15 protein-coding genes and 1 pseudogene are annotated in these 18,962 nt (G+C 70.7%); 5 read left to right on the top strand and 11 right to left on the bottom strand.

Going from position 1 to position 18,962, the window contains the following annotated elements:
- Positions 1–2: 2 nt before the first annotated feature.
- From DJ017_RS03870 to DJ017_RS03835, 8 genes are all read right to left on the bottom strand, one after another.
- A complete protein-coding gene (locus tag DJ017_RS03870; RefSeq protein ID WP_111527476.1) occupies positions 3–317 on the bottom strand; it encodes a hypothetical protein in 315 nt (104 codons plus the stop codon).
- 85 nt (positions 318–402) lie between these two features.
- Positions 403–840, bottom strand: a complete 438-nt coding sequence (locus tag DJ017_RS03865; RefSeq protein WP_111527475.1) for a GNAT family N-acetyltransferase — start codon at positions 838–840, stop codon at positions 403–405.
- Positions 841–846: 6 nt separating this feature from the next.
- Entirely contained in the window at positions 847–2,250 is a 1,404-nt protein-coding gene (gene lpdA, locus DJ017_RS03860) for a dihydrolipoyl dehydrogenase (RefSeq protein WP_111527474.1), read from the bottom strand.
- 77 nt (positions 2,251–2,327) lie between these two features.
- Positions 2,328–3,605: a 2-oxoglutarate dehydrogenase complex dihydrolipoyllysine-residue succinyltransferase gene (gene odhB, locus DJ017_RS03855; RefSeq protein WP_111527473.1), complete on the bottom strand. Its 1,278-nt coding sequence runs from the start codon at positions 3,603–3,605 to the stop codon at positions 2,328–2,330.
- A 90-nt stretch (positions 3,606–3,695) separates the two neighbouring features.
- Positions 3,696–6,647, bottom strand: coding sequence for a 2-oxoglutarate dehydrogenase E1 component (locus DJ017_RS03850; RefSeq protein ID WP_111527472.1), 2,952 nt, complete (start codon positions 6,645–6,647; stop codon positions 3,696–3,698).
- An 82-nt stretch (positions 6,648–6,729) separates the two neighbouring features.
- A complete protein-coding gene (gene sucD, locus DJ017_RS03845; RefSeq protein ID WP_111527471.1) occupies positions 6,730–7,608 on the bottom strand; it encodes a succinate--CoA ligase subunit alpha in 879 nt (292 codons plus the stop codon).
- A gap of 3 nt (positions 7,609–7,611) precedes the next feature.
- The gene (gene sucC, locus DJ017_RS03840; protein ID WP_111527470.1) at positions 7,612–8,811 is read right to left on the bottom strand and encodes an ADP-forming succinate--CoA ligase subunit beta; all 1,200 of its coding nucleotides are present in this window, start codon (positions 8,809–8,811) and stop codon (positions 7,612–7,614) included.
- 201 nt (positions 8,812–9,012) lie between these two features.
- A complete protein-coding gene (locus DJ017_RS03835) occupies positions 9,013–12,366 on the bottom strand; it encodes a glycosyltransferase (RefSeq protein ID WP_111527469.1) in 3,354 nt (1,117 codons plus the stop codon).
- Positions 12,367–13,105: 739 nt separating this feature from the next.
- Between DJ017_RS03835 and DJ017_RS21015 the strand changes: the two are divergent.
- The 3 genes and pseudogenes from DJ017_RS21015 to DJ017_RS03820 form a co-directional block, all read left to right on the top strand.
- Positions 13,106–13,411, top strand: a pseudogene (locus tag DJ017_RS21015) (LytTR family DNA-binding domain-containing protein); the annotation flags it as partial.
- A 203-nt stretch (positions 13,412–13,614) separates the two neighbouring features.
- Entirely contained in the window at positions 13,615–14,721 is a 1,107-nt protein-coding gene (locus DJ017_RS03825) for a hypothetical protein (protein ID WP_111527468.1), read from the top strand.
- A 107-nt stretch (positions 14,722–14,828) separates the two neighbouring features.
- Positions 14,829–15,599: a lysozyme inhibitor LprI family protein gene (locus DJ017_RS03820; RefSeq protein ID WP_111527467.1), complete on the top strand. Its 771-nt coding sequence runs from the start codon at positions 14,829–14,831 to the stop codon at positions 15,597–15,599.
- 11 nt (positions 15,600–15,610) lie between these two features.
- Here the strand turns inward: DJ017_RS03820 and DJ017_RS03815 are convergent, their stop codons facing one another.
- Positions 15,611–16,597, bottom strand: a complete 987-nt coding sequence (locus DJ017_RS03815) for a malate dehydrogenase (protein ID WP_111527466.1) — start codon at positions 16,595–16,597, stop codon at positions 15,611–15,613.
- Between the two features lie 153 nt (positions 16,598–16,750).
- Here DJ017_RS03815 and DJ017_RS03810 point away from each other — a divergent pair, with 153 nt between their 5' ends.
- Entirely contained in the window at positions 16,751–17,182 is a 432-nt protein-coding gene (locus DJ017_RS03810) for an HIT domain-containing protein (RefSeq protein WP_111527465.1), read from the top strand.
- Here the strand turns inward: DJ017_RS03810 and DJ017_RS03805 are convergent.
- Complete coding sequence (locus DJ017_RS03805; RefSeq protein WP_111527464.1) at positions 17,179–17,607, bottom strand: hypothetical protein; 429 nt, start codon at positions 17,605–17,607, stop codon at positions 17,179–17,181. The genes DJ017_RS03810 and DJ017_RS03805 overlap by 4 nt on opposite strands.
- A gap of 4 nt (positions 17,608–17,611) precedes the next feature.
- Positions 17,612–18,475: an HpcH/HpaI aldolase/citrate lyase family protein gene (locus tag DJ017_RS03800; RefSeq protein ID WP_111527463.1), complete on the bottom strand. Its 864-nt coding sequence runs from the start codon at positions 18,473–18,475 to the stop codon at positions 17,612–17,614.
- 76 nt (positions 18,476–18,551) lie between these two features.
- Here DJ017_RS03800 and DJ017_RS03795 point away from each other — a divergent pair, with 76 nt between their 5' ends.
- Positions 18,552–18,950 carry a DUF2237 family protein gene (locus DJ017_RS03795; protein WP_111527462.1) on the top strand — a complete coding sequence of 133 codons (399 nt, stop codon included), beginning with the start codon at positions 18,552–18,554 and terminating at the stop codon, positions 18,948–18,950.
- The last annotated feature ends 12 nt before the right edge of the window (positions 18,951–18,962 follow it).

The following is an 18,962-nucleotide window of genomic DNA, read 5'->3' as shown; positions in this document are numbered from 1 at the left end:
GCCTACTGCCCGCCCGCCGCGCGGCCGTCGAGCTCGACCTCGTAGGACACCACCACCGGAGCCGTGCAGCCCTCGACCTGCCGCAGGACGGCGATCTCGTGGTTGGCCTTGGGCAGCTCGCCCAGGCGACGATACTTCACCCGGGCGCGGTCCTGCGGACGCAACAGCAGGGCCGGATCGACCGGCGCGGCGGTCTGGATCGTCGCGGCCTGGCAGGCCGGCTTGGCGAGGGTCGGGCCAAAGCCCTGGATGACCCGGACGCCGGGCGCGGGCTGGGCGCCCTGGACCAGGCCGGCGGCGAGGATAGCGACGAGCATGGGAGCCTCCGTTCGCGTCTCCCGGGAGGATGCCGCCGGATGGCCGCGAGGAGCAAGACGTCTCCCGCAAGCGGGAGAAGCGAGTTCAGCGCTTCTCCTTGACCAGCCTCAGCCATTCCACGTCCGAGCCGGGATCCTGGCCGCGCTCGACGCAGGCGAAGCCCTCGCGGGCGTAGAAGCGCTGGGCGTGACGGTTGGGGAGCTGGACCTTCAGCGAGACCGGGCCGTCCGCGACGGCGCTCACGTGATCGAGGAGCGCCTTGCCGATCCCGTCGCCGCGCTCGTCAACATAGAGGGAGTGGAGGAAGTTCTGCGGCCGGTAGAAGGCGGCGAGGCCGAGGATGCGCTCGCCCGCGACGGCGACATAGACTTCCTCCTCGCGGGCCGCGCGCAGGAACTCCTCGCGGCGGTGCCGCTCGGGCGGCAACCAGGTGAAGGTCTCGCGCAGGACGCGGACATAGAGGTCGGCGCAGGCCGGAAGCTCGTCCGGCCTCGCCCGGCGGACCTGCAGACCCGCCGCCAAGCGGCCTTACGCCTGCATCGTCCACCCCTCGACGCCCATGGCGGCCTGGCGCAGCGCCTCGGAGCGGGTGGGGTGCGGGTGGCAGGTGCGCGCCACGTCCTCGGATGCGGCGCGGAAGGCCATGGCCACGCAGTACTCGCCGATCATCTCGGACACCGACGGACCGATCATGTGAACGCCCAGGACCTCGTCAGTGGCGGCGTCGGCCAGCACCTTCACGAAACCCTCGGTCTCGTGGTTGATCTTGGCCCGGCTGTTGGCGGTGAACGGGAACTTGCCGGTCTTGTAGGCGCGGCCCGCGGCCTTGAGCTCCTCCTCCGTCTTGCCGACCCAGGCGACCTCGGGGCTGGTGTAGACCACGCTCGGCACCAGGTCGTAGTCCACGTGACCCCACTTGCCGGCGATCATCTCGATGCAGGCGACGCCGTCTTCCTCGGCCTTGTGGGCGAGCATCGGGCCAGGGATCACGTCGCCGATCGCCCAGACGCCGGGCGCCGAGGTCTTGAAGTGGTCGGTCTCGATGACGCCGCGGGCGTTCGGCGTGACGCCGACGCTCTCCAGGCCCAGGCCCTCGGTGTAGGGCCGGCGGCCGATGGCCAGCAGCACGTAGTCGGCTTCCAGCGTCTCCGCGGCGCCGCCGGCGACGGGCTCGACGGTCAGGGTGACGCCCTTCTTCGAGGTCTTGGCGCCGGTGACCTTGGCGCCGAGCTTGAACACCATGCCCTGCTTGGTCAGGGCGCGCTGGAAGGTCTTGGCCGTCTCGGCGTCCATGCCGGGGGTGATGCGGTCGAGGAACTCCACGACGGTGACCTCGGCGCCGAGGCGGCGCCACACGGAGCCGAGCTCCAGGCCGATGATGCCGGCGCCGATGACCACCAGCTTCTTCGGCACTTCCGGGAGGGCCAGCGCGCCGGTGGAATCGACGATACGCTGCTGATCGACCTCGACGCCCGGCAGCCTCGAGGGCTCCGAGCCGGTGGCGATGACGATGTTCTTGGCGGCCAGGGTCGTGACCTTGCCGTCCTCGCCGGTGACCTCGACCTTGCCCGGGCCGGCGATCTTGCCGGCGCCCTTCACCCAGTCGACCTTGTTCTTCTTGAACAGGAACTCGATGCCCTTGGTCAGGGCGGTCACCGACTCGTCCTTCTGGGCCATCATCTGGCCGAGGTTGAGCTTGGGCGAGACCTCGATGCCGAGCTTGGCGAACTCGCCGTTCGCCGCCGCGAACAGCTCCGAGGCGTGCAGCAGGGCCTTGGACGGCATGCAGCCGACGTTGAGGCAGGTGCCGCCGAGCGTGCCGCGCTTCTCGACGCAGGCGGCCTTGAGGCCGAGCTGGCCGGCGCGGATGGCGGCGTTGTAGCCGCCGGGCCCGCCTCCGATGATGACGACGTCGTAAGTGGTCTCGGCCATGTCGCTTCTTCTCAAAGCAAGTCGGGGCGCACCCTAGAGCGCGCCCCTGAACATAATACGGAAAGCGGAAGGGGCGCTTAGAGGTCGAGCAGCAGGCGCTGCGGCTCCTCGATCGCTTCCTTCACGTGCACCAGGAAGGTGACGGCGCCCTGGCCGTCGACGATGCGGTGATCGTAGCTGAGCGCCAGGTACATCATCGGCCGGGCGACGATCTGGCCGCCGACCACCATCGGCCGCTCCTGGATCTTGTGCATGCCGAGGATGCCCGACTGCGGCGCGTTCAGGATCGGCGTCGACATCAGCGAGCCGTAGACGCCGCCATTCGAGATGGTGAAGGTGCCGCCCTGCAGATCTTCCAGGGCGAGCTGGCCGTCGCGGGCCTTCTTGCCGAGGGCGCCGATGGTCTTCTCGATCTCGGCGAGGCTCATCTGGTCGGCGTCGCGGACCACCGGGGTGACGAGGCCGCGCTCGGTGCCGACGGCCACCGAGATGTCGTAGTGGTTCTTGTAGATCAGGTCCTGGCCGTCGATCTCGGCGTTGACCTCGGGCACCTGCTTGAGGGCGTGGATCACGGCGCGGACGAAGAAGCTCATGAAGCCGAGCTTCACCCCGTGCTTCTTCTCGAAGACGTCCTTGTACTGGTTGCGCAGGGCCATGACGGCCGTCATGTCCACCTCGTTGAAGGTGGTCAGCATGGCGGCGGCGTTCTGCGCCTCCTTCAGCCGGCGCGCAATCGTCTGGCGCAGGCGGGTCATGCGCACCCGCTCCTCGCGCTCGTGGATCGGGCGCGGCGCGGCGGCGGCGGCCGGCGCGGCCGGGGCGTTGGCGCGGGACTCGAGCGCGGCCAGGGCGTCGCCCTTGGTGATCCGGCCGTCCTTGCCGGTGCCCTGGATGGCCGCCGGCTGGAGCTTGTTCTCGGCGACGATGCGCTGGGCCGACGGCGCCAGGACTGGTTCGGCCGCGCGCTTCCCGGAGGCGGCTTGGGGCGCGGACGTGTCGGGCACCGGGGCCGAGGTCGGGGCCGCCTTGCCGGGCTGCGGCTCCGGCTGCAGCTCGCCGGCCGGGACCGGGGTCGGCTTCGACGTCGGTGCGGCCGCCTTGGGGGCGGCCGCCGCGGCGGCGCCTTCGGTGATCTTGCCGAGCACCGCGCCGGGCTCGACCGTGGCGCCTTCCTCGGCCGAGATCTCGGCGAGCACGCCGTCGGCGGGGGCGGCGACCTCGAGGCTGACCTTGTCGGTCTCCAGCTCGACGAGGATCTCGTCCTTGCGCACCGTGTCGCCGGCCTTCTTGGTCCACTTGGCGACCGTCGCCTCGGTGACGGATTCGCCCAGCGCCGGCGTCATGATGTCGGCCATTTCGATGCGCTCCTCAGATCTTCAACACACAAACACAGTTGGTTGGCAAAGTCGGCTTGGCCAAGTCGCCAGTAGCTACGGACGGTCTCTTTACGCGAAGGCTTCCGTAAGGAAAGCCTCCAGCTCCCTCAGATGCCGGCTCATCAGGCCCGCCGCGGTGGAGGCGGAGGCCGGGCGGCCGACGTAGCGGGCGCGCTTGGCGTTCACGTCCAGGCGCTCGAGCGTCAGCTCCAGCCAGGGGTCGACGAAGGTCCAGCCGCCCATGTTCTTGGGCTCTTCCTGGACCCAGACCAGCTCGGCGTTCTTGAACCGCTTCAGCTCGTTGGACAGCGACTTCAGCGGCCAGGGATAGAACTGCTCCAGGCGCAGGATGTAGACGTCGTCGCGGCCGGTCTTGGCCCGCTGCTCGATGAGGTCGTAGTAGACCTTGCCCGAGCAGAGGATGACCCGGCTGATCTTGGCGTCCGGCTTGAGCGTCACGCCGCCCACGTCGCAGCCGGCCTCGGCGCCGTCGACCATCACGCGGTGGAAGCTGGTGCCCTCGGCCATGTCCGAGAGGTTCGACACCGCCCGCTTATGGCGCAGCAGGCTCTTGGGCGTCATGACGATCAGCGGCTTGCGGTATTCGCGCAGCAGCTGCCGGCGCAGAGCGTGGAAGTAGTTGGCCGGCGTCGTCGGATAGACGACCTGCATGTTGTCCTCGGCGCAGAGCTGCAGGTAGCGCTCGAGGCGGGCGGACGAGTGCTCCGGGCCCTGCCCTTCGTAGCCATGCGGCAGCAGCATCACGAGGCCGCTCATCCGCAGCCACTTGCGCTCGCCGGAGGAGATGAACTGGTCGACCACCACCTGGGCGCCGTTGGCGAAGTCGCCGAACTGGGCCTCCCAGAGGGTCAGGGTGTTGGGGTCGGTCAGCGAGAAGCCGTACTCGAAGCCGAGCACCGCCTCTTCGGAGAGCGCCGAATCCAGCACCTCGAAGTGGGCCTGGTTCGGACCGAGGTTGCGGAGCGGGAAGTACACTTCCTCCGTCTTCTGGTCGACGAGGCCGGAGTGGCGCTGGGTGAAGGTGCCGCGCACGCTGTCCTGGCCCGACAGGCGGACCGGGTAGCCCTGGTCGAGCAGGGTGGCGAAGGCGAGATGCTCGCCCGTGGCCCAGTCCAGCCCGGCTCCGGTCTCGATCGCCTCGCGGCGGCCGGCGATGACGCGGTCCACCGTCTTGTGGACGCTGACCCGCTCCGGGATGGTGGTGATCTTGCGGCCGAGGTCGAGCAGCTTCTGCTTGGAGACGCCGGTGACGTGGCGCTCCTCGCCGCCCGGCAGGGCCAGGCCCGACCACTTGCCGTCCAGCCAGTCAGCCTTGTTGGCCTTGTAGTTCTTGCCGGCGTCGAACTCGGCGTCGAGGAAGTCGTCGAACGCCTTGATCCAGCCGTCCACATCGCCCTGGCTGACCACGCCCTCGCCGATCAGGCGATTGGTGTAGAGCTGGCGCACCGACGGGTGGTCCTTGATCTTTTGGTACATCAAGGGCTGCGTCATCGTCGGATCGTCGCCCTCGTTGTGGCCGAACCGGCGGTAGCAGAACATGTCGACCACCACGTCCTTGCCGAACAGCTGGCGGTACTCGGTGGCGACCTTGGTGGCGAAGGTGACGGCCTCGGGATCGTCGCCGTTGCAGTGGAAGATCGGGGCTTCCACCATCAGGGCCACGTCGGAGGGATAGGGCGACGAGCGCGAGTTCTTGGGGCTCGTCGTGAAGCCGATCTGGTTGTTGACGATGAAGTGGATGGTGCCGCCGACGCCGTAGCCCTTGAGGCCGGAGAGGGCGAAGCACTCGGCCACCACGCCCTGGCCGGCGAAGGCGGCGTCGCCGTGCAGCAGGATCGGCAGCACGTGGCTGCGGCCGGCGGTCGGCGTCTCGCGCAGGGTGAAGGCCTGCTTGGCCCGCGCCTTGCCGATCACCACCGGATTGACGATCTCGAGGTGCGAGGGGTTGGCGGTCAGCGACAGGTGGACGTTGTTGCCGTCGAAGGCGCGGTCCGACGAGGCGCCGAGGTGGTACTTCACGTCGCCCGAGCCCTCGACGTCGGAGGGCAGGGACGAGCCGCCTTGGAACTCGTGGAAGATGACGTGGTAGGGCTTGCCCATCACCGCGGCCAGGACGTTCAGGCGGCCGCGGTGCGGCATGCCGATGATGATGTCCTTCACGCCCAGCGCGCCGCCGCGCTTGATGACCTGCTCCATGGCCGGGACCATGGCTTCGCCGCCGTCGAGGCCGAAGCGCTTGGTGCCGGGGAAGCGGCGGTGCAGGAAGCGCTCGAAGCCCTCGGTCTCGATCAGCTTCTTGAGGATGGCGACCTTGCCCTCCTTGGTGAAGGTGATCTCCTTGTCACGCCCCTCGATGCGCTCCTGGAGCCATGCCTTCTCCTTCGGATCGGAGATGTGCATGTACTGGACGCCGACGTTCCAGCAGTAGGTGCGGCGCAGGATCTCGAGGATCTCGCGCACCGTCGCCGTCTCGAGGCCGAGCACGTAGTCGAGGAAGATGGGGCGGTCGAAGTCGGCTTCCGAGAAGCCGTAGGTCGCCGGATCGAGTTCGGAGGCGTCCCCCGGCGTGGTGGCGATGCCCAGCGGGTCGAGATTGGCCTTCAGGTGGCCGCGCATCCGGTAGGCCCGGATCATCATGATGGCGCGCAGCGAGTCCAGGGTGGCGGCGCGCACCTGGTCGGTGGTGGCCGCCGGCTGGCGCTCGGCGATCTTGGTCTCGGTCTTGGCCTGGACCGCCGGCCACAGGCCGTCGAGGGCCGACAGCCAGTCGGGCCGGGCGGCCGGCGCCGAAGGAGCCGTCCACGCTGGCTTCTGGGCCTGGCGGCGGGCGTCCTCGGCCCGGTCGTGCAGGGTGGCGAAGAACGCCTGCCAGGACGGCTCGACGGACGCCGGGTTCTCGGCCCAGCGCGCGTAGAGGTCCTCCACGAAGGCCGCGTTGCCCCCGTAGAGGAAGGAGGTCTCGGCGAGCACCTCGTTGATCAGACCTGCGTCGTCCGCCATCTCTTCTTCTTCCCGGGCGGGGCCCGCGGAGCTTCTGACGAAGGAGCCGAGCGCGGACCGCCCTTACGCTAACAGTTCAGTCTCAGGCGCCCTTCAGCACCTCGAGCATGGTCGAGCCGAGCGCCGCCGGGGTGGGGGCGATGCGGATGCCCGCAGCCTCCATCGCAGCGATCTTGTCCTCAGCCCCGCCCTTGCCGCCGGAGATGATCGCGCCCGCGTGACCCATGCGCCGCCCGGGCGGCGCGGTGCGTCCCGCAATGAAGCCGACCATAGGCTTCTTGGTTGCTGAATTTTTAATGAATTCAGCCGCGTCTTCTTCGGCCGAACCGCCGATCTCGCCGATCATGATGATCGACTCGGTCTCGGGGTCCTTCAGGAACATGTCGAGCACGTCGATGAACTCGGTGCCCTTCACCGGGTCGCCGCCGATGCCCACGGCCGTCGTCTGGCCGAGGCCCACCTGAGAGGTCTGGAACACGGCTTCGTAGGTAAGCGTGCCCGAGCGGGAGACAACACCCACCGAGCCGCGCTTGAAGATGTTTCCGGGCATGATGCCGATCTTGCACTCGCCGGGGGTGAGCACGCCCGGGCAGTTCGGGCCGATCAGCCGGGACTTCGAGCCGCTCAGCGAGCGCTTCACCTTGACCATGTCCGCCACCGGGATGCCTTCGGTGATGCAGACGATCAGCGGGATCTCGGCGTCGATGGCCTCGAGGATCGAGTCGGCCGCGAAGGGCGGCGGGACGTAGATCACGGTGGCCTCGGCCCCGGTCTCCTTCACCGCCTCGCCGACGGTGTCGAACACCGGCAGGTCGAGGTGCTTGGTTCCGCCTTTGCCGGGCGTCACGCCGCCGACCATCTTGGTGCCGTAGGCGATGGCCTGCTCGGTGTGGAAGGTGCCCTGGGCGCCGGTGATGCCCTGGCAGAGGACGCGGGTGTTCTTGTTGATCAGGACGGACATGACTTAAGCGGCCCCCCGCACGGCCTTGACGATCTTTTCGGCGCCATCGGCCAGGTCGTTGGCCGGGATGACGTTGAGGCCGCTGTCGCGGATGATCTGCTTGCCGAGCTCGGCATTGGTGCCTTCCAGGCGAACCACCAGCGGCACCTTCAGACCCACCTCCTTGACCGCGGCGACGACGCCGTTGGCCAGCAGGTCGCAGCGGGCGATGCCGCCGAAGATGTTCACCAGGATGCCCTTCACGTTCGGGTCGGCCATGATGATCTTGAAGGCCGCCGTCACCTTCTCCTGGGTGGCGCCGCCGCCCACGTCGAGGAAGTTGGCGGGCTCGGCGCCGAAGTACTTGATGATGTCCATGGTCGCCATGGCCAGGCCCGCGCCGTTGACCATGCAGCCGATGTCGCCGTCGAGGGCGATGTAGGACAGGTCGTACTTGGAGGCCTCGATCTCCTTGGGATCCTCTTCGCTCTCGTCGCGCAGCTGCACAATCTCGGGATGGCGGAAGAGGGCGTTGGAGTCGAAGGACACCTTGGCGTCGAGCACCCGAAGATGATCGTCGGCGGTGACGATCAGCGGGTTGATCTCCAGCATCGACATGTCCTTGGCCAGGAACGCCGTGTAGAGCTGGCCGAGCAGCGTCGCCGCTTCCTTCGCCAGACCACCGGTCAGGCCCAGCGCCTTGGCGAGGCGACGGCCGTGATGCGGGAACACGCCCGTCGCCGGGTCGATGGAGAAGGTGACGATCTTCTCGGGCGTGGCGTGGGCCACGTCCTCGATGTCCATGCCGCCCTCGGTGGAGGCCACGACCGAGACTCGGCTCGTCTCGCGGTCCACCAGCAGCGACAGGTAGAATTCCTTGGCGATCGCGGCGCCTTCCTCGATGTAGAGGCGGTTCACCTGCTTGCCCGCGGGGCCCGTCTGGTGGGTCACCAGCACCCGGCCCAGCATCTCCTGGGCGTTGGTGCGGACCTCATCGGCGGACTTGACGACGCGGACGCCGCCCTTGGCGTCCGGACCCAGGCCCTCGAAGCGGCCCTTGCCGCGCCCGCCGGCGTGGATCTGGGACTTCACGACGAAAACGGGACCGCCGAGCTTCTTGGCGGCCTCGGCCGCTTCATCGACGGAGAAGGCGGCATAGCCGCGCGGGACCGCCACGCCGAACTCGGAGAGGACGGCTTTGGCTTGGTGTTCGTGGATGTTCATGAGGCCTTGAGGCGCTTTGCGGGAATGCCGCGCGCAAGTCCGACCTCGTTGCCGGGCTTCGAGCGGGTGGCCGGGGTTATAGGCGCCCCCTTTGGCGATGACAACCGCGTGAGGCGCTTAAAACGACGGTCTCTGACGCAGGGGCATCCGGTGGCTCGACGCGCCTGTTCCCCCTGAGGGAGCAAGGACTTGGCTGGCCTGCTAGCCGGCGTGTTCCAGGGCCGCCGTGGCCCGTCGCTCGAGCTTGCCCCAGCCGACCCGCGCGCCGTTCAGCGCCGCATCCAGGGAGCGCACCACCACCGAGTACATCAACTGGCGGTAGCCGAAGCGCTGGACCGGCATCCACATGATGTCGCCCCACGGCGCGCGGCGCTCGAGCGCCATGCCGAGCGCGCCGGCCGACAGGTCCAGGAAGATGAAGGCGGCCCAGTAGGCGAGCGGGCGGACGAGGTCGTCGGCCGACCATTCCTGCGGGTGCCAGATCCAGGAATAGGCCGAGGCCAGCAGACTCCAGACGATGGCCAGGTCGACCAGCGGGGCGATGGCGGTCAGCACGATCTGGAACAGCCAGATCTGCGGCAGGGCCACGAAGCCGAGCACCGGGTGCTTGAGGCTGAACAGGCCGGCGCGGTGCTTCCAGATGCATTGCAGGGTGCCGAACGACCAGCGGAAGCGCTGCTTGAGGAGGCCGGCGACGGTCTCCGGCGCCTCGGTGTAGGCCCGCGCGTCGGGGTCGAACTCCACGCGCCAGCCGGCGCGCTGACAGGCGAGCGTCAGATCCTGGTCCTCGGCGAGGGTGTCGGCCGGATAGCCGCCGAGTTCCTCCAGGGTGCGGCGGCGCCAGGCGCCGACCGCGCCCGGCACGACGGTGACCGCCCCGAGGGCGGCCAGGGCGCGGCGCTCCAGATTCTGGGCGGTGACGTATTCCAGGGCCTGCCAGCGGGTGATCAGGTTGTTGCGGTTGCCCACGAGGGCGTTGCCGGCCACCGCCCCGACCCGCGGGTCGACGAACCAGCGGGCGAGCTTGCCGATCGTGTCGGCCGGGAAGAGCGTGTCGGCGTCGAGCGCCACGACGATGTCGCCGTTCACCGACTCCATGCCGCGGTTGAGCGCCCGCGCTTTGCCGCCGTTCTCGAAGGTCAGGAGCTTGACCCGCGGCTCGCCGGCGAAGGCCTCGCGGACCACGTCGGAGGTGCGGTCCTTGCTGCCGTCGTCGAGGACCAGGACCTCGAGGTTGCGCCACTCCGAGGCGAGGATCCGGCGCACCGAGGCGACGATCACCTTCTCCTCGTTGAAGCAGGGGATCAGGACGCTGACCAGCGGCCCGGTGGCCGGGTCGAGGTCCGCCGGCGTGCGGCCCGGCGCAAGGAGGCGGTGCAGCAGGGCGAGCGGGGCCAGGAACAGCAGCCGCGCGACGCCGAGGGCGATCGCGCCGATGAACAGCCAGGAGAGCACCATCTCCACGTCGTGGAAGAAGCCGAAGCCCAGGCGATCGAGCGTCAGTTCCACGGACGAGCGGCTGGTGAGCGGCATCGCCTGCTCGGGGCTCATCCCGGCGAGTTCGGCGACGGTCACCAGGCGGTAGCCGTGGGCGCGGATCTCGTCGATCAGCATCGGCAGCGCCGCCACCGTGCGGCTGCGGTCGCCGCCGCTGTCGTGCAGCAGCACCACCTGGCCGGGGCGCACGGTGTCCTGCAGGCGGGCGATGGTGGTGTCGACGATGTGCTGCGGGTCGGGCTTCTTCCAATCGTCCGGGTCGATGCGCAGGCCGACGGAGAGGTAGCCCTGGTTCTGGGCCGCCAGGATCGGCGCCACCTCGCGCGGGGTCGAGGGCTCGGCGTCGCCGAAGAACGGCGGGCGGAAGAGCCGCGTCGAGTGGCCGGTGATGGTCTCGAACAGCCGCTGGGTGGCCGTCAGCTCCACCGTCGTCTGGGCGGCGGGGATCTCGGCGATGTTGGGGTGGGTCCAGGAGTGACCGCCGACGTCGTGGCCTTCGTTGACCTCGCGCTCCACCAGGTCGGGGAAGCGCTGCATGTTCTTGCCGATGACGAAGAAGGTCGCGGGCGCGTGCTTCTTCTTCAGGATGTCGAGGATCTGCGGGGTCCAGCGTCCGTCCGGCCCGTCGTCGAAGGTCAGCGCCACCAGCCCCGGATGGAAGCCGTAGCGCTGGATCACATAGGACGTCGGCAGGTCGTCGTAGGTCTCGCCCGAGATCAGACCGGTGTCGGGATCGAATTCCAGGGCCCGGTGGCCGGGGTGCGGGGTGTCGGAGACGTGCAGCACCTCGCCCTGGCCGTCGAAGTTCACGTCCTGGCCGGGCTTGAGGATGTCGAGGCCCTCGGCGCTGAGCTGGCCGTAGTTGTGGCGCAGCAGCTTCCAGGAGAGCTGGTCCTCGCCGCCCATCCGCCAAAGGGCGTAGCCCATCGGCCGGAAGCCGTCGGCGACCTTCATCTGGTTGAACAGGGTCGAGGCGTCGAGGAACCAGACGGTGTGGTCGCGGCCGTTCTCGCTGTAGTCGAAGTGCGGGTTGAGTTCGACGTCGTCCATGATCGGGCGGGCGCCGGAATCGTGCGCCCGCTGGGTCGCCTCGTTGAAGGTGACGGCCTCCGCCTTCCCCGGATCCTTGCCCTTCGGCATGGTCCAGTCATAGCCGTAGGCGCCCAGCGCCAGCACGGTATGGGCCGGATCGAGTTCGGCCATGCGCTGCTCGAGCGCCTGCTCGAACCACTCCTGGCCGGCGGTGGAGCCCGGATGCCCGGTGCCCCAGTGCTGGTCGTAGGCCATGAGCACGACCGTGTCCGCCGAGGCGGCGAGACGCTTCAGGGGGAAGCTGTCGTCGGTGAAGGGCGCGGTGACCCAGACCTCGCGGCCCGAAGGCTTCAGCGCCGCGCGGGCGGCGGCGACGAGGCCGGGATAGGCCTGGGCCGCCTGGGGCGAGAGGTTCTCGAAGTCGAAGACGTAGCCCGCGTAGCCGCGCTTGGGAGCCTGTTCGACGAGATTCTGGATCAGCCGCTTGCGGGCCGCGGGATTGAGGATCACCGCGTCGGCGGCCGGGCCGTTGAAGATGCCGTCCTTGGCGTTGTGCACGCCAGGCAGGATCGACGGCGGCTTCTTGGCCTGAGCGATGATGGCGCGGGCCTGGGCGTCGGAGGTGATCTCCACCTCGCCCTTGGCGCCCGAGAGCGCCACCCACTGCGGCGAGACCACGTCCAGCTGGTCGACGTGGTCGGCGAGCGACTCGCGGCTGTTCTCGTCCCAGGAGACGTAAAAGCCGACGGCCAGGGGCCGGGCGAGGCCGCCGCCGGCCGCCGGGCTGCGCGGATGCGGGATCTTGGTCCACTCCCGCCGACCCTTCAGTCGGTGGGTGTTCTCCTGGTGCAGGGCCTGGAGGACGCGCGGGTCCTTCAGCGTCAGGCTGGGCAGGCGGGGGGCGAAGGCCAGGGTGCCGAAGAAGGCCGCGACGGTCAGGGCGGCCAGCGCCAGGAGCAGGCCGCCCACCAGCCGGACCAGGCGCGCGCGACGTCCCGTCGGATCGTGGAATATCAGCTCGGCCATGGCAGTTCGGCAGGACGCCCCGGGTGGTCGTGCGCGCCATATGGGCCGCAAACGTGTCGGAAGCTAGTCACGCCGTGAGCGCCCGGGCCAGGTCAGGCAGCGAGAGACGCGCGACATCCTGTCGCTTCGCGCAGGGTCCCGGGGCTCGGTCAGCGCCGCGGTTGACACGATTCGGACAGGCGCCTTTCCTCCCGTGGAGACGGCGGCCGCGAGGGTTGCGCCGAACGGGGATGGCGACGCCGCCGTGGACGTGAACCAGCGCCTGGTCGAGGAGAGGGCCGCACCCGGCGAGGCTGCGCCCGCCATGGAGCGCCCCAACCCCGTCAGCTGGCGGCTCGTCGGCCGGGTGCTGGCGGTGGGCACGGCGATCGGCCTGTTCCTCAGCCTCCTCGGCCCGTTCGGGAACCTGAAGGTCTGGGCGGCGCACGCGGCTCTGAACTTCGCCTACAGCTGGATCGGTTCGCTCCTGGGGCTGGCGAGCGCACGCCTGAGCTGGCGGCTCGGTCTGTGGTCACGCGGGACCTGGGCGGCGGGGCTCGCCACCGGCATCCTCATGGCGCCGCCGATGTGCGCCGTCGTCTGGCTCGGGGTGACGCTGTCCAACGGCCATCCGCCGGCCAACCGCTACCTGCCGGAGATCCTGTGGGACACGGTCCTGATCTGCGTCGGCGCCTCGTTGGTCGCCATGCTGGCGGCGCGGCGGATGCCGGCCCAGCCGGCGCCGCCCCGGCCGGTCAAGTTCCTCGACCGCATCCCGCTGAAGCTGCGCGGCGGCGAGCTTTGGGCGGTCCAGGCCGAGGACCATTACCTCCGGCTCCACACCTCCAAGGGCCAGGACCTGATCCTGATGCGGCTCGCCGACGCCGTGGCCGAGCTGGACGGGATCGAGGGCGCCCAGGTGCACCGTTCCTGGTGGGTGGCGCGCGCCGCCGTGTCGGATGCGCGCCGCGGCGACGGCCGCGCGACCTTGACCCTCAAGGACGGCGCCGAGGTGCCGGTGAGCCGCACCTACGCCAAGGCGCTGCGCGAGATGCGCTGGATCTGATCGCCGGTGGCGGCTCGCTCCATCGCCTGAGACCGCTCACCTGAGACGATCCGTCTCGCGCCGGCTGCGGCGCAGGTTCTGGCGCAGCGGCGCTTTTTCGGTCTAACTGGCGGCGGGGAGAGTTCGGGGGCTGGCGCCCGCGCGGCCGCATGGCCGCGGGCAAGGCCTCCTGACGTCGAGGGACCAGCGTTCGGGGGGCACCCATGGTCCAAGACGAGTCTGCCGATCCATCATCTTCTGAGCCGCCTCGCGGCGAGCCGACGGCGCACGCGCCGCGCGTCAGCCGGGCGCTGCTGCTGGGCGGGGTCGCGGCGGCCTGCCTGCTCGGCGCGGGCGTGGGCCTGTGGGCGCGGCCGAGCGAGCTGGAACGTCCCGGCGCGTCGAAGGCCCAGCCCACGGCCATGGCTACGAAGCCGGCCGACCGGCGCCTGGCCATCGTGGTCGACGACACCCCCGCGCCGGTGGGCAAGCCGCTGGACGTGCTGAGCCGCCCCACCGTCGTCCCGCCGACGCCTCTCCCGCCACTGTCCGTTCCCGCCGCGCCGCCGGCCGCCCCCGAGCCGATGGCGCCGAAAGCCCCGCCCAGCGGACTGGTGCGCGTCGCCGCCCCCGTGCCCGGTCCGCTGGCGCCGGCGCTTCAGAAGCCGCCCGCGCCGCTGCCCGTCGCCAAGCCTGCCATCGCCGCCGCGCCCAGGCCGGCGGAGCCGAAGGCGGTCCCGAAACCGGCGACGCGCGTGGCGCAGGCGGAGGCGCCGAAGCCGAAGCTGAAGCCCCAGCGCCTGGCCGCCAACCACGCGGCCAGCCACAAGTCACGGCCGCCGCGCGAGGCCGAGGTCGCGGACGTGGCGCCGGCGCCCAAACCTCGCCATGGCTTGTCGGTCCTGACCCACGCCCTGGCCAAGCTCGCGCCGCACCACGCCCCGGCGGTCGAACCGGCGCCCGCCGAGGCGAAGCCGGCTCGCAAGCGTAAGCCCGAGCCAGAGAGCCGGCTGGCCAAGGCGAAGCCGCGGCCCGCGCGCGCCGCGCCGGTCAAGGTCGCGAGCGCGTCCCAGCGTTGCACCTCCGCCGATCCGGGCGAAGCGCTGGCCTGCGGCGATCCGAACCTCGGGGCCGCCGAGCGGCGAATGAACCGCGCCTATCGCGACGCGGAGGCGGCGGGCGTGCCGGCCGCCACCCTGGAACGCCAGCAGCAGCGCTGGCGTGCGGCCCGGGCCGCGGCGGCGCGAGAGGCGCCGTGGGCGGTCCGCGACGTCTACCAGGCCCGCATCGCCGAGTTGCAGGACCTGGCCCGCGAAGCCAAGGCGAACTGAGCCGCCGCCTACGGCAGGGGCGAACCGAATTCGCCTTTGTTAGCTCTGCGATTGCAACGGCGCGGCGCGGGCGGGGTTTAGCCGGGCGAGATGAGCAGGAGACCATCATGACCAGCGACCCCATGGGCGAGCCCTGGTCGGACACGACCTATCGCGGCTTCGCCGGGGCCGAGCCGCCCCCGCCGCGCCGGATGCGCCTGCCGCGCATCGGCCGCCGCGAGTTGATGATCGGGGCCGGAGCCGCGGTGGCCCTGGGCCTCGCGTTCGGCTTCCTGCTGCGACCGAACCTCGCCACCACCCATGACACCGACGCGGCCGAACGCGCCGCCCCGGCCGTGCCCGTGGAGGTCAACCGGCCGCCGCCGCCCGCGCCCTTGCGCTCCGACGGCAAGCTGGAGGTGCTGTCGCCCGACATGGCCGCCGCGGCGCGCATGCCGGCGGCCAGTGGAAGCTTCGCATCCGCGGCCGTCGCCGCCCCGGTGATGCCGAGCCTCGCCCCGCCGCCGCCGGCGCCGGCCGAGGTCCAGAACGGCCCGACGGTCATCCGCGGAATTCCGTCCGGCCCGCCGCCGGTCGCCGCCCGAAGCCGAGCCGGCGCTGACTGCGCGAGCGCCGCGGGCCTCGCCGATCAGATGATCTGCGGCGATCCGGAGGTCGCCGCCGCCGACCGGGAAATGAACCGCGCCTATCGCCGCGCGCTGCAGGCGGTCGCGCGGCCGGGCGCGCTGCGCGCCGACCAGCGGGACTGGCTGGCGATCCGCGAAGACGCCGCGCACCACTCGCGCCGCGCCCTCGCCCAGGTCTATCAGCAGCGCATAGATGAACTGAACGCCGCCGCGGAGGACCGCGACGGCGCTCAGGAAGCTCCGGAGTTCTAGGAGGCTCGGGCTTAGCCGAGCATGTCCTTGACGGTCTCGCGCTCGCCGACGAGCTCGTCGTTGGTGATCTTGATCTTCGACTTGGCGAAGTCGTCCATCTCGTAGGAGGTGATCACCTCGTAGCCGTCCGCCGTCGAGCGGACCGGCATGCCGGCCCAGACGCCTTCGGCGAAGCCGTAGCGGCCTTCGGAATCGACGGCCACGGAGTGCACCGCGCCCGGCGTGGCCAGGTCGCGCACGTGGTCGATCAGGGCGTTGGCGGCCGAGGCGGCCGAGGACTGGCCGCGCGCGTCGATGATGGCGGCGCCGCGCTTGCCGACGGTCGGCAGGTACTCGTTCTCGAGCCAGGCGCGGTCGGTGATCACGTCGGTGACCGCCTTGCCGCCGATCTTGGCGTGGGTGAAGTCGGCGAACATCGTCGGCGAGTGGTTGCCGTAGATGAACAGCTCGCTGACCTCGTTGATCGAGACGCCGGCCTTCTTGGCGAGCTGGGCGCGGCCGCGGTTCTCGTCGAGGCGCACCATGGCGGTGAAGCGGTTGCGCGGCAGGCGCTTGGCCTGGTTCGCGGCGATCATCACGTTGGTGTTGCAGGGATTGCCGACCACCGCGATGCGGGCGTTGTCGGCGGCCACGGCGTCGATCGCCTTGCCCTGGGCGATGAAGATCTTGCCATTGTCCTTCAAGAGGTCGGCGCGCTCCATGCCCGGGCCGCGCGGCTTGGAGCCGACGAGCAGGGCCCAGTTCACGTCCTTGAACGCGACGTTGGCGTCGTCGGTCAGCACCATGTCCTGCAGCAGCGGGAAGGCGCAGTCCTCGAGCTCCATGGCCACGCCCTTCAGGGCCTTCTGCGCGCCCTCGGTCGGGATCTCGAGCAGCTGGAGGATGACCGGCTGGTCCTTGCCGAGCATCTCGCCCGACGCGATCCGGAAGAGAAGGGCGTAGCCGATGTTGCCGGCCGCGCCGGTAACCGCCACGCGGATCGGGGGCTTCGTCGCCATGGGTGCTGCTCCGATTGTTGTCTTGGGGACGGCCGAAGGCCGCAACGTCGGCGGGGTCCCTAGCCCACCCTCAGTCTTGCTGCAATGCCGCAACGCAGCTGGCCCGGGCCTGGGCACTTGGCGATGGGGTGGGCTTGGTGTTCAAGCGGGGGCATGGTTCGCATCGATCCCGCCTTCCTGGCGACCTCCGAGGCGCTGGGTGAGCTGCCGCTCTGCCACGCACGGCTGCAGGCCGACGCCCGCTTCCCCTGGATCGTGCTGATCCCCCGCGTCGAGGGCGCCCGTGAGCTCGAGGATCTCGATCCGGGCCAGCGGCAGGCGCTGATGGAGGAGGTGCTGGCGGCGGGCGCGGCCGTACGGCGCACCGGGGACGCACTCGGGCGGCAGGTGACCAAGCTCAATGTCGGCCAGCTCGGCAACGTGACCCCGCAGCTGCACATCCATGTGGTCGGCCGGCGCGCCGACGATGCAGCCTGGCCGGGGCCAGTGTGGGGCGCGGGCGTGGCCGAGCCCTACGAGCCCGAGGCGCTGGCGACCGCGATGAGGGCCGCGCGGCAGGCGCTCGGCATCGCGGAGCCGGCCTAGGGCGCGGTCTTGGTGAGGGTCGCCGGCCGGCGGCGGCCGTTCTCGGCCAGCTCGCCGGACCAGCCTCCGGAGCCGGTGGCGGTCAGGGTGGCGATCGCCTGAACGCCCGGCGCGGGGGCGAAGCGCAGGATGAGCCGCGGGCCGTCGCGTTCCACGGCGTCGACGAAGCCGGACGCGCCGAGGGCGCCCGGGCGGCGGAGGTCGCGCCAGGCCGCCTCGACCTCGCCGTCGTGGTCGGCGAAGCGGATGGCGAACAGCGGGCCCTCGCCCCCGGCGGCGAGCGTCCAGCCGCCGTCGAGCGCGCCCTGGAAGCTCTCGGCCGCGGCGAAGGACTGGCGCACGCGCGCATCGTAGTCGGGCTCGGTCTGCCCCCAGGCGGGGGCGGCCAGGGCGAGCGCCGCCAGCACCGGCAGGGCGCGGGCCAAGGCCTCAGGCCTCCCGGGCGCCGATGGCGTCGGCCACCGCGATCAGCCGCTCGGCCTGAGCCAGGTGCAGCCGCTCGACCATCTTGCCCTCGACCTTGATGACGCCCCGGCCGGCGTTCTCCGGCGCCGCGTAGGCGGCGACGATGGTGCGGGCCCAGGCGACCTCGTCGCCGGGCGGGGCGTAGAGGCGGTTGGCCGTCTCCAGATGGCTCGGATGGATCAGGCTCTTGCCGTCGAAGCCGAGGGCGGCCCCTTGCGCGCATTCGCGGGCCAGGCCCTCGAGGTTGGTGATGTCGTTGTAGACCCCGTCGAGCACGACCAGGCCGTGAGCGCGGGCCGCCATGATCGCCAGCGACAGGGCCGGCAGCAGCGGGGTGCGCGCCTCGTCCAGGCGGCAGCGCATCTCCTTCACGAGATCGTTCGCGCCGATCACCCAGACGTCGAGCCCGCAGGCCCGGCTGGCGCCGGCCAGGGCGTCGAGGCGGAAGACCGCCTGGCAGGTCTCTATCATCCCCCACAGGCGCGCCCGGCCGGCGACCTGCTCGGCGCAGGACTCGATGTCGTCGGCGGAGGCGACCTTCGGCAGCAGGATCCCGTCCGGTCCCGCTTCCGCGACCGCCGCCAGGTCCGACCCGGCCCAGGGGGTATCGAGGCCGTTCACCCGGATCACCACCTCGCGTGGGCCGAAGCCGCCGGCCGCCACGGCCTCGACCGCCATCCTGCGCGCCTCGTCCTTCATGTCCGGAGCGACGGAGTCCTCGAGGTCGAGGATGATCACGTCGGCGGCCAGGGTGCGCGCCTTCTCGATCGCGCGGGCGTTGGCGGCGGGAAGGTAGAGCGCGCTGCGGCGCGGGCGGATCGGGGTCATCGCAAGCCTTGAGACTGAGCCTGGCGGCGCCAGGTGGCGCATGGAGCGGACGCAGGTTAGCCGCTAGAGTGCGCCCATGACCACACGCCCCGTCACCGAGCGCTACGACCCTTCGGCCAGGAACGTTCTCGGCGGCGAACTCGAGGCCTGCTCGCTCGATCCGGTGACCGGCTTCTTCCGCAACGGCTGTTGCGAGACGAGCCACGAGGACACCGGCATGCACACCGTCTGCGCGGTGATGACGGCCGAGTTCCTGGCCTTCTCCAAGGCGGTGGGCAACGACCTCTCGACACCCATGCCCGAGTACGGCTTCGCCGGCCTGAAGCCCGGCGACCGCTGGTGCCTGTGCGCGCCGCGCTGGAAGGAGGCGCTCGACGCCGGCGCCGCGCCAAAGGTGGTCCTGGCGGCGACGCACGAGGAGACCCTGGCCATCGTCCCGCTGGGCGTTCTGAAGGACCACGCCGTCGAGGCGTGAAGCCGCTCCCCG

It is taken from the genome of Phenylobacterium soli (assembly GCF_003254475.1).
GTDB classification, from domain to species: Bacteria; Pseudomonadota; Alphaproteobacteria; order Caulobacterales; family Caulobacteraceae; genus Phenylobacterium; species Phenylobacterium soli.
This window is presented reverse-complemented; position numbering and strand designations above follow the sequence as displayed.

What these genes read in the sequence shown, in the direction of transcription:
- DJ017_RS03835 (WP_111527469.1), bottom strand. Translation starts at nt 12,366, where the DNA reads ATGGCCGAGCTGATATTCCACGATCCGACGGGACGTCGCGCGCGCCTG.
- DJ017_RS03810 (WP_111527465.1), top strand. Translation starts at nt 16,751, where the DNA reads ATGGTTCGCATCGATCCCGCCTTCCTGGCGACCTCCGAGGCGCTGGGT.
- DJ017_RS03800 (WP_111527463.1), bottom strand. Translation starts at nt 18,475, where the DNA reads ATGACCCCGATCCGCCCGCGCCGCAGCGCGCTCTACCTTCCCGCCGCC.
- DJ017_RS03820 (WP_111527467.1), top strand. Translation starts at nt 14,829, where the DNA reads ATGACCAGCGACCCCATGGGCGAGCCCTGGTCGGACACGACCTATCGC.
- DJ017_RS03795 (WP_111527462.1), top strand. Translation starts at nt 18,552, where the DNA reads ATGACCACACGCCCCGTCACCGAGCGCTACGACCCTTCGGCCAGGAAC.
- lpdA (WP_111527474.1), bottom strand. Translation starts at nt 2,250, where the DNA reads ATGGCCGAGACCACTTACGACGTCGTCATCATCGGAGGCGGGCCCGGC.
- sucD (WP_111527471.1), bottom strand. Translation starts at nt 7,608, where the DNA reads ATGTCCGTCCTGATCAACAAGAACACCCGCGTCCTCTGCCAGGGCATC.
- DJ017_RS03825 (WP_111527468.1), top strand. Translation starts at nt 13,615, where the DNA reads ATGGTCCAAGACGAGTCTGCCGATCCATCATCTTCTGAGCCGCCTCGC.
- DJ017_RS03850 (WP_111527472.1), bottom strand. Translation starts at nt 6,647, where the DNA reads ATGGCGGACGACGCAGGTCTGATCAACGAGGTGCTCGCCGAGACCTCC.
- DJ017_RS03815 (WP_111527466.1), bottom strand. Translation starts at nt 16,597, where the DNA reads ATGGCGACGAAGCCCCCGATCCGCGTGGCGGTTACCGGCGCGGCCGGC.
- DJ017_RS03870 (WP_111527476.1), bottom strand. Translation starts at nt 317, where the DNA reads ATGCTCGTCGCTATCCTCGCCGCCGGCCTGGTCCAGGGCGCCCAGCCC.
- odhB (WP_111527473.1), bottom strand. Translation starts at nt 3,605, where the DNA reads ATGGCCGACATCATGACGCCGGCGCTGGGCGAATCCGTCACCGAGGCG.
- sucC (WP_111527470.1), bottom strand. Translation starts at nt 8,811, where the DNA reads ATGAACATCCACGAACACCAAGCCAAAGCCGTCCTCTCCGAGTTCGGC.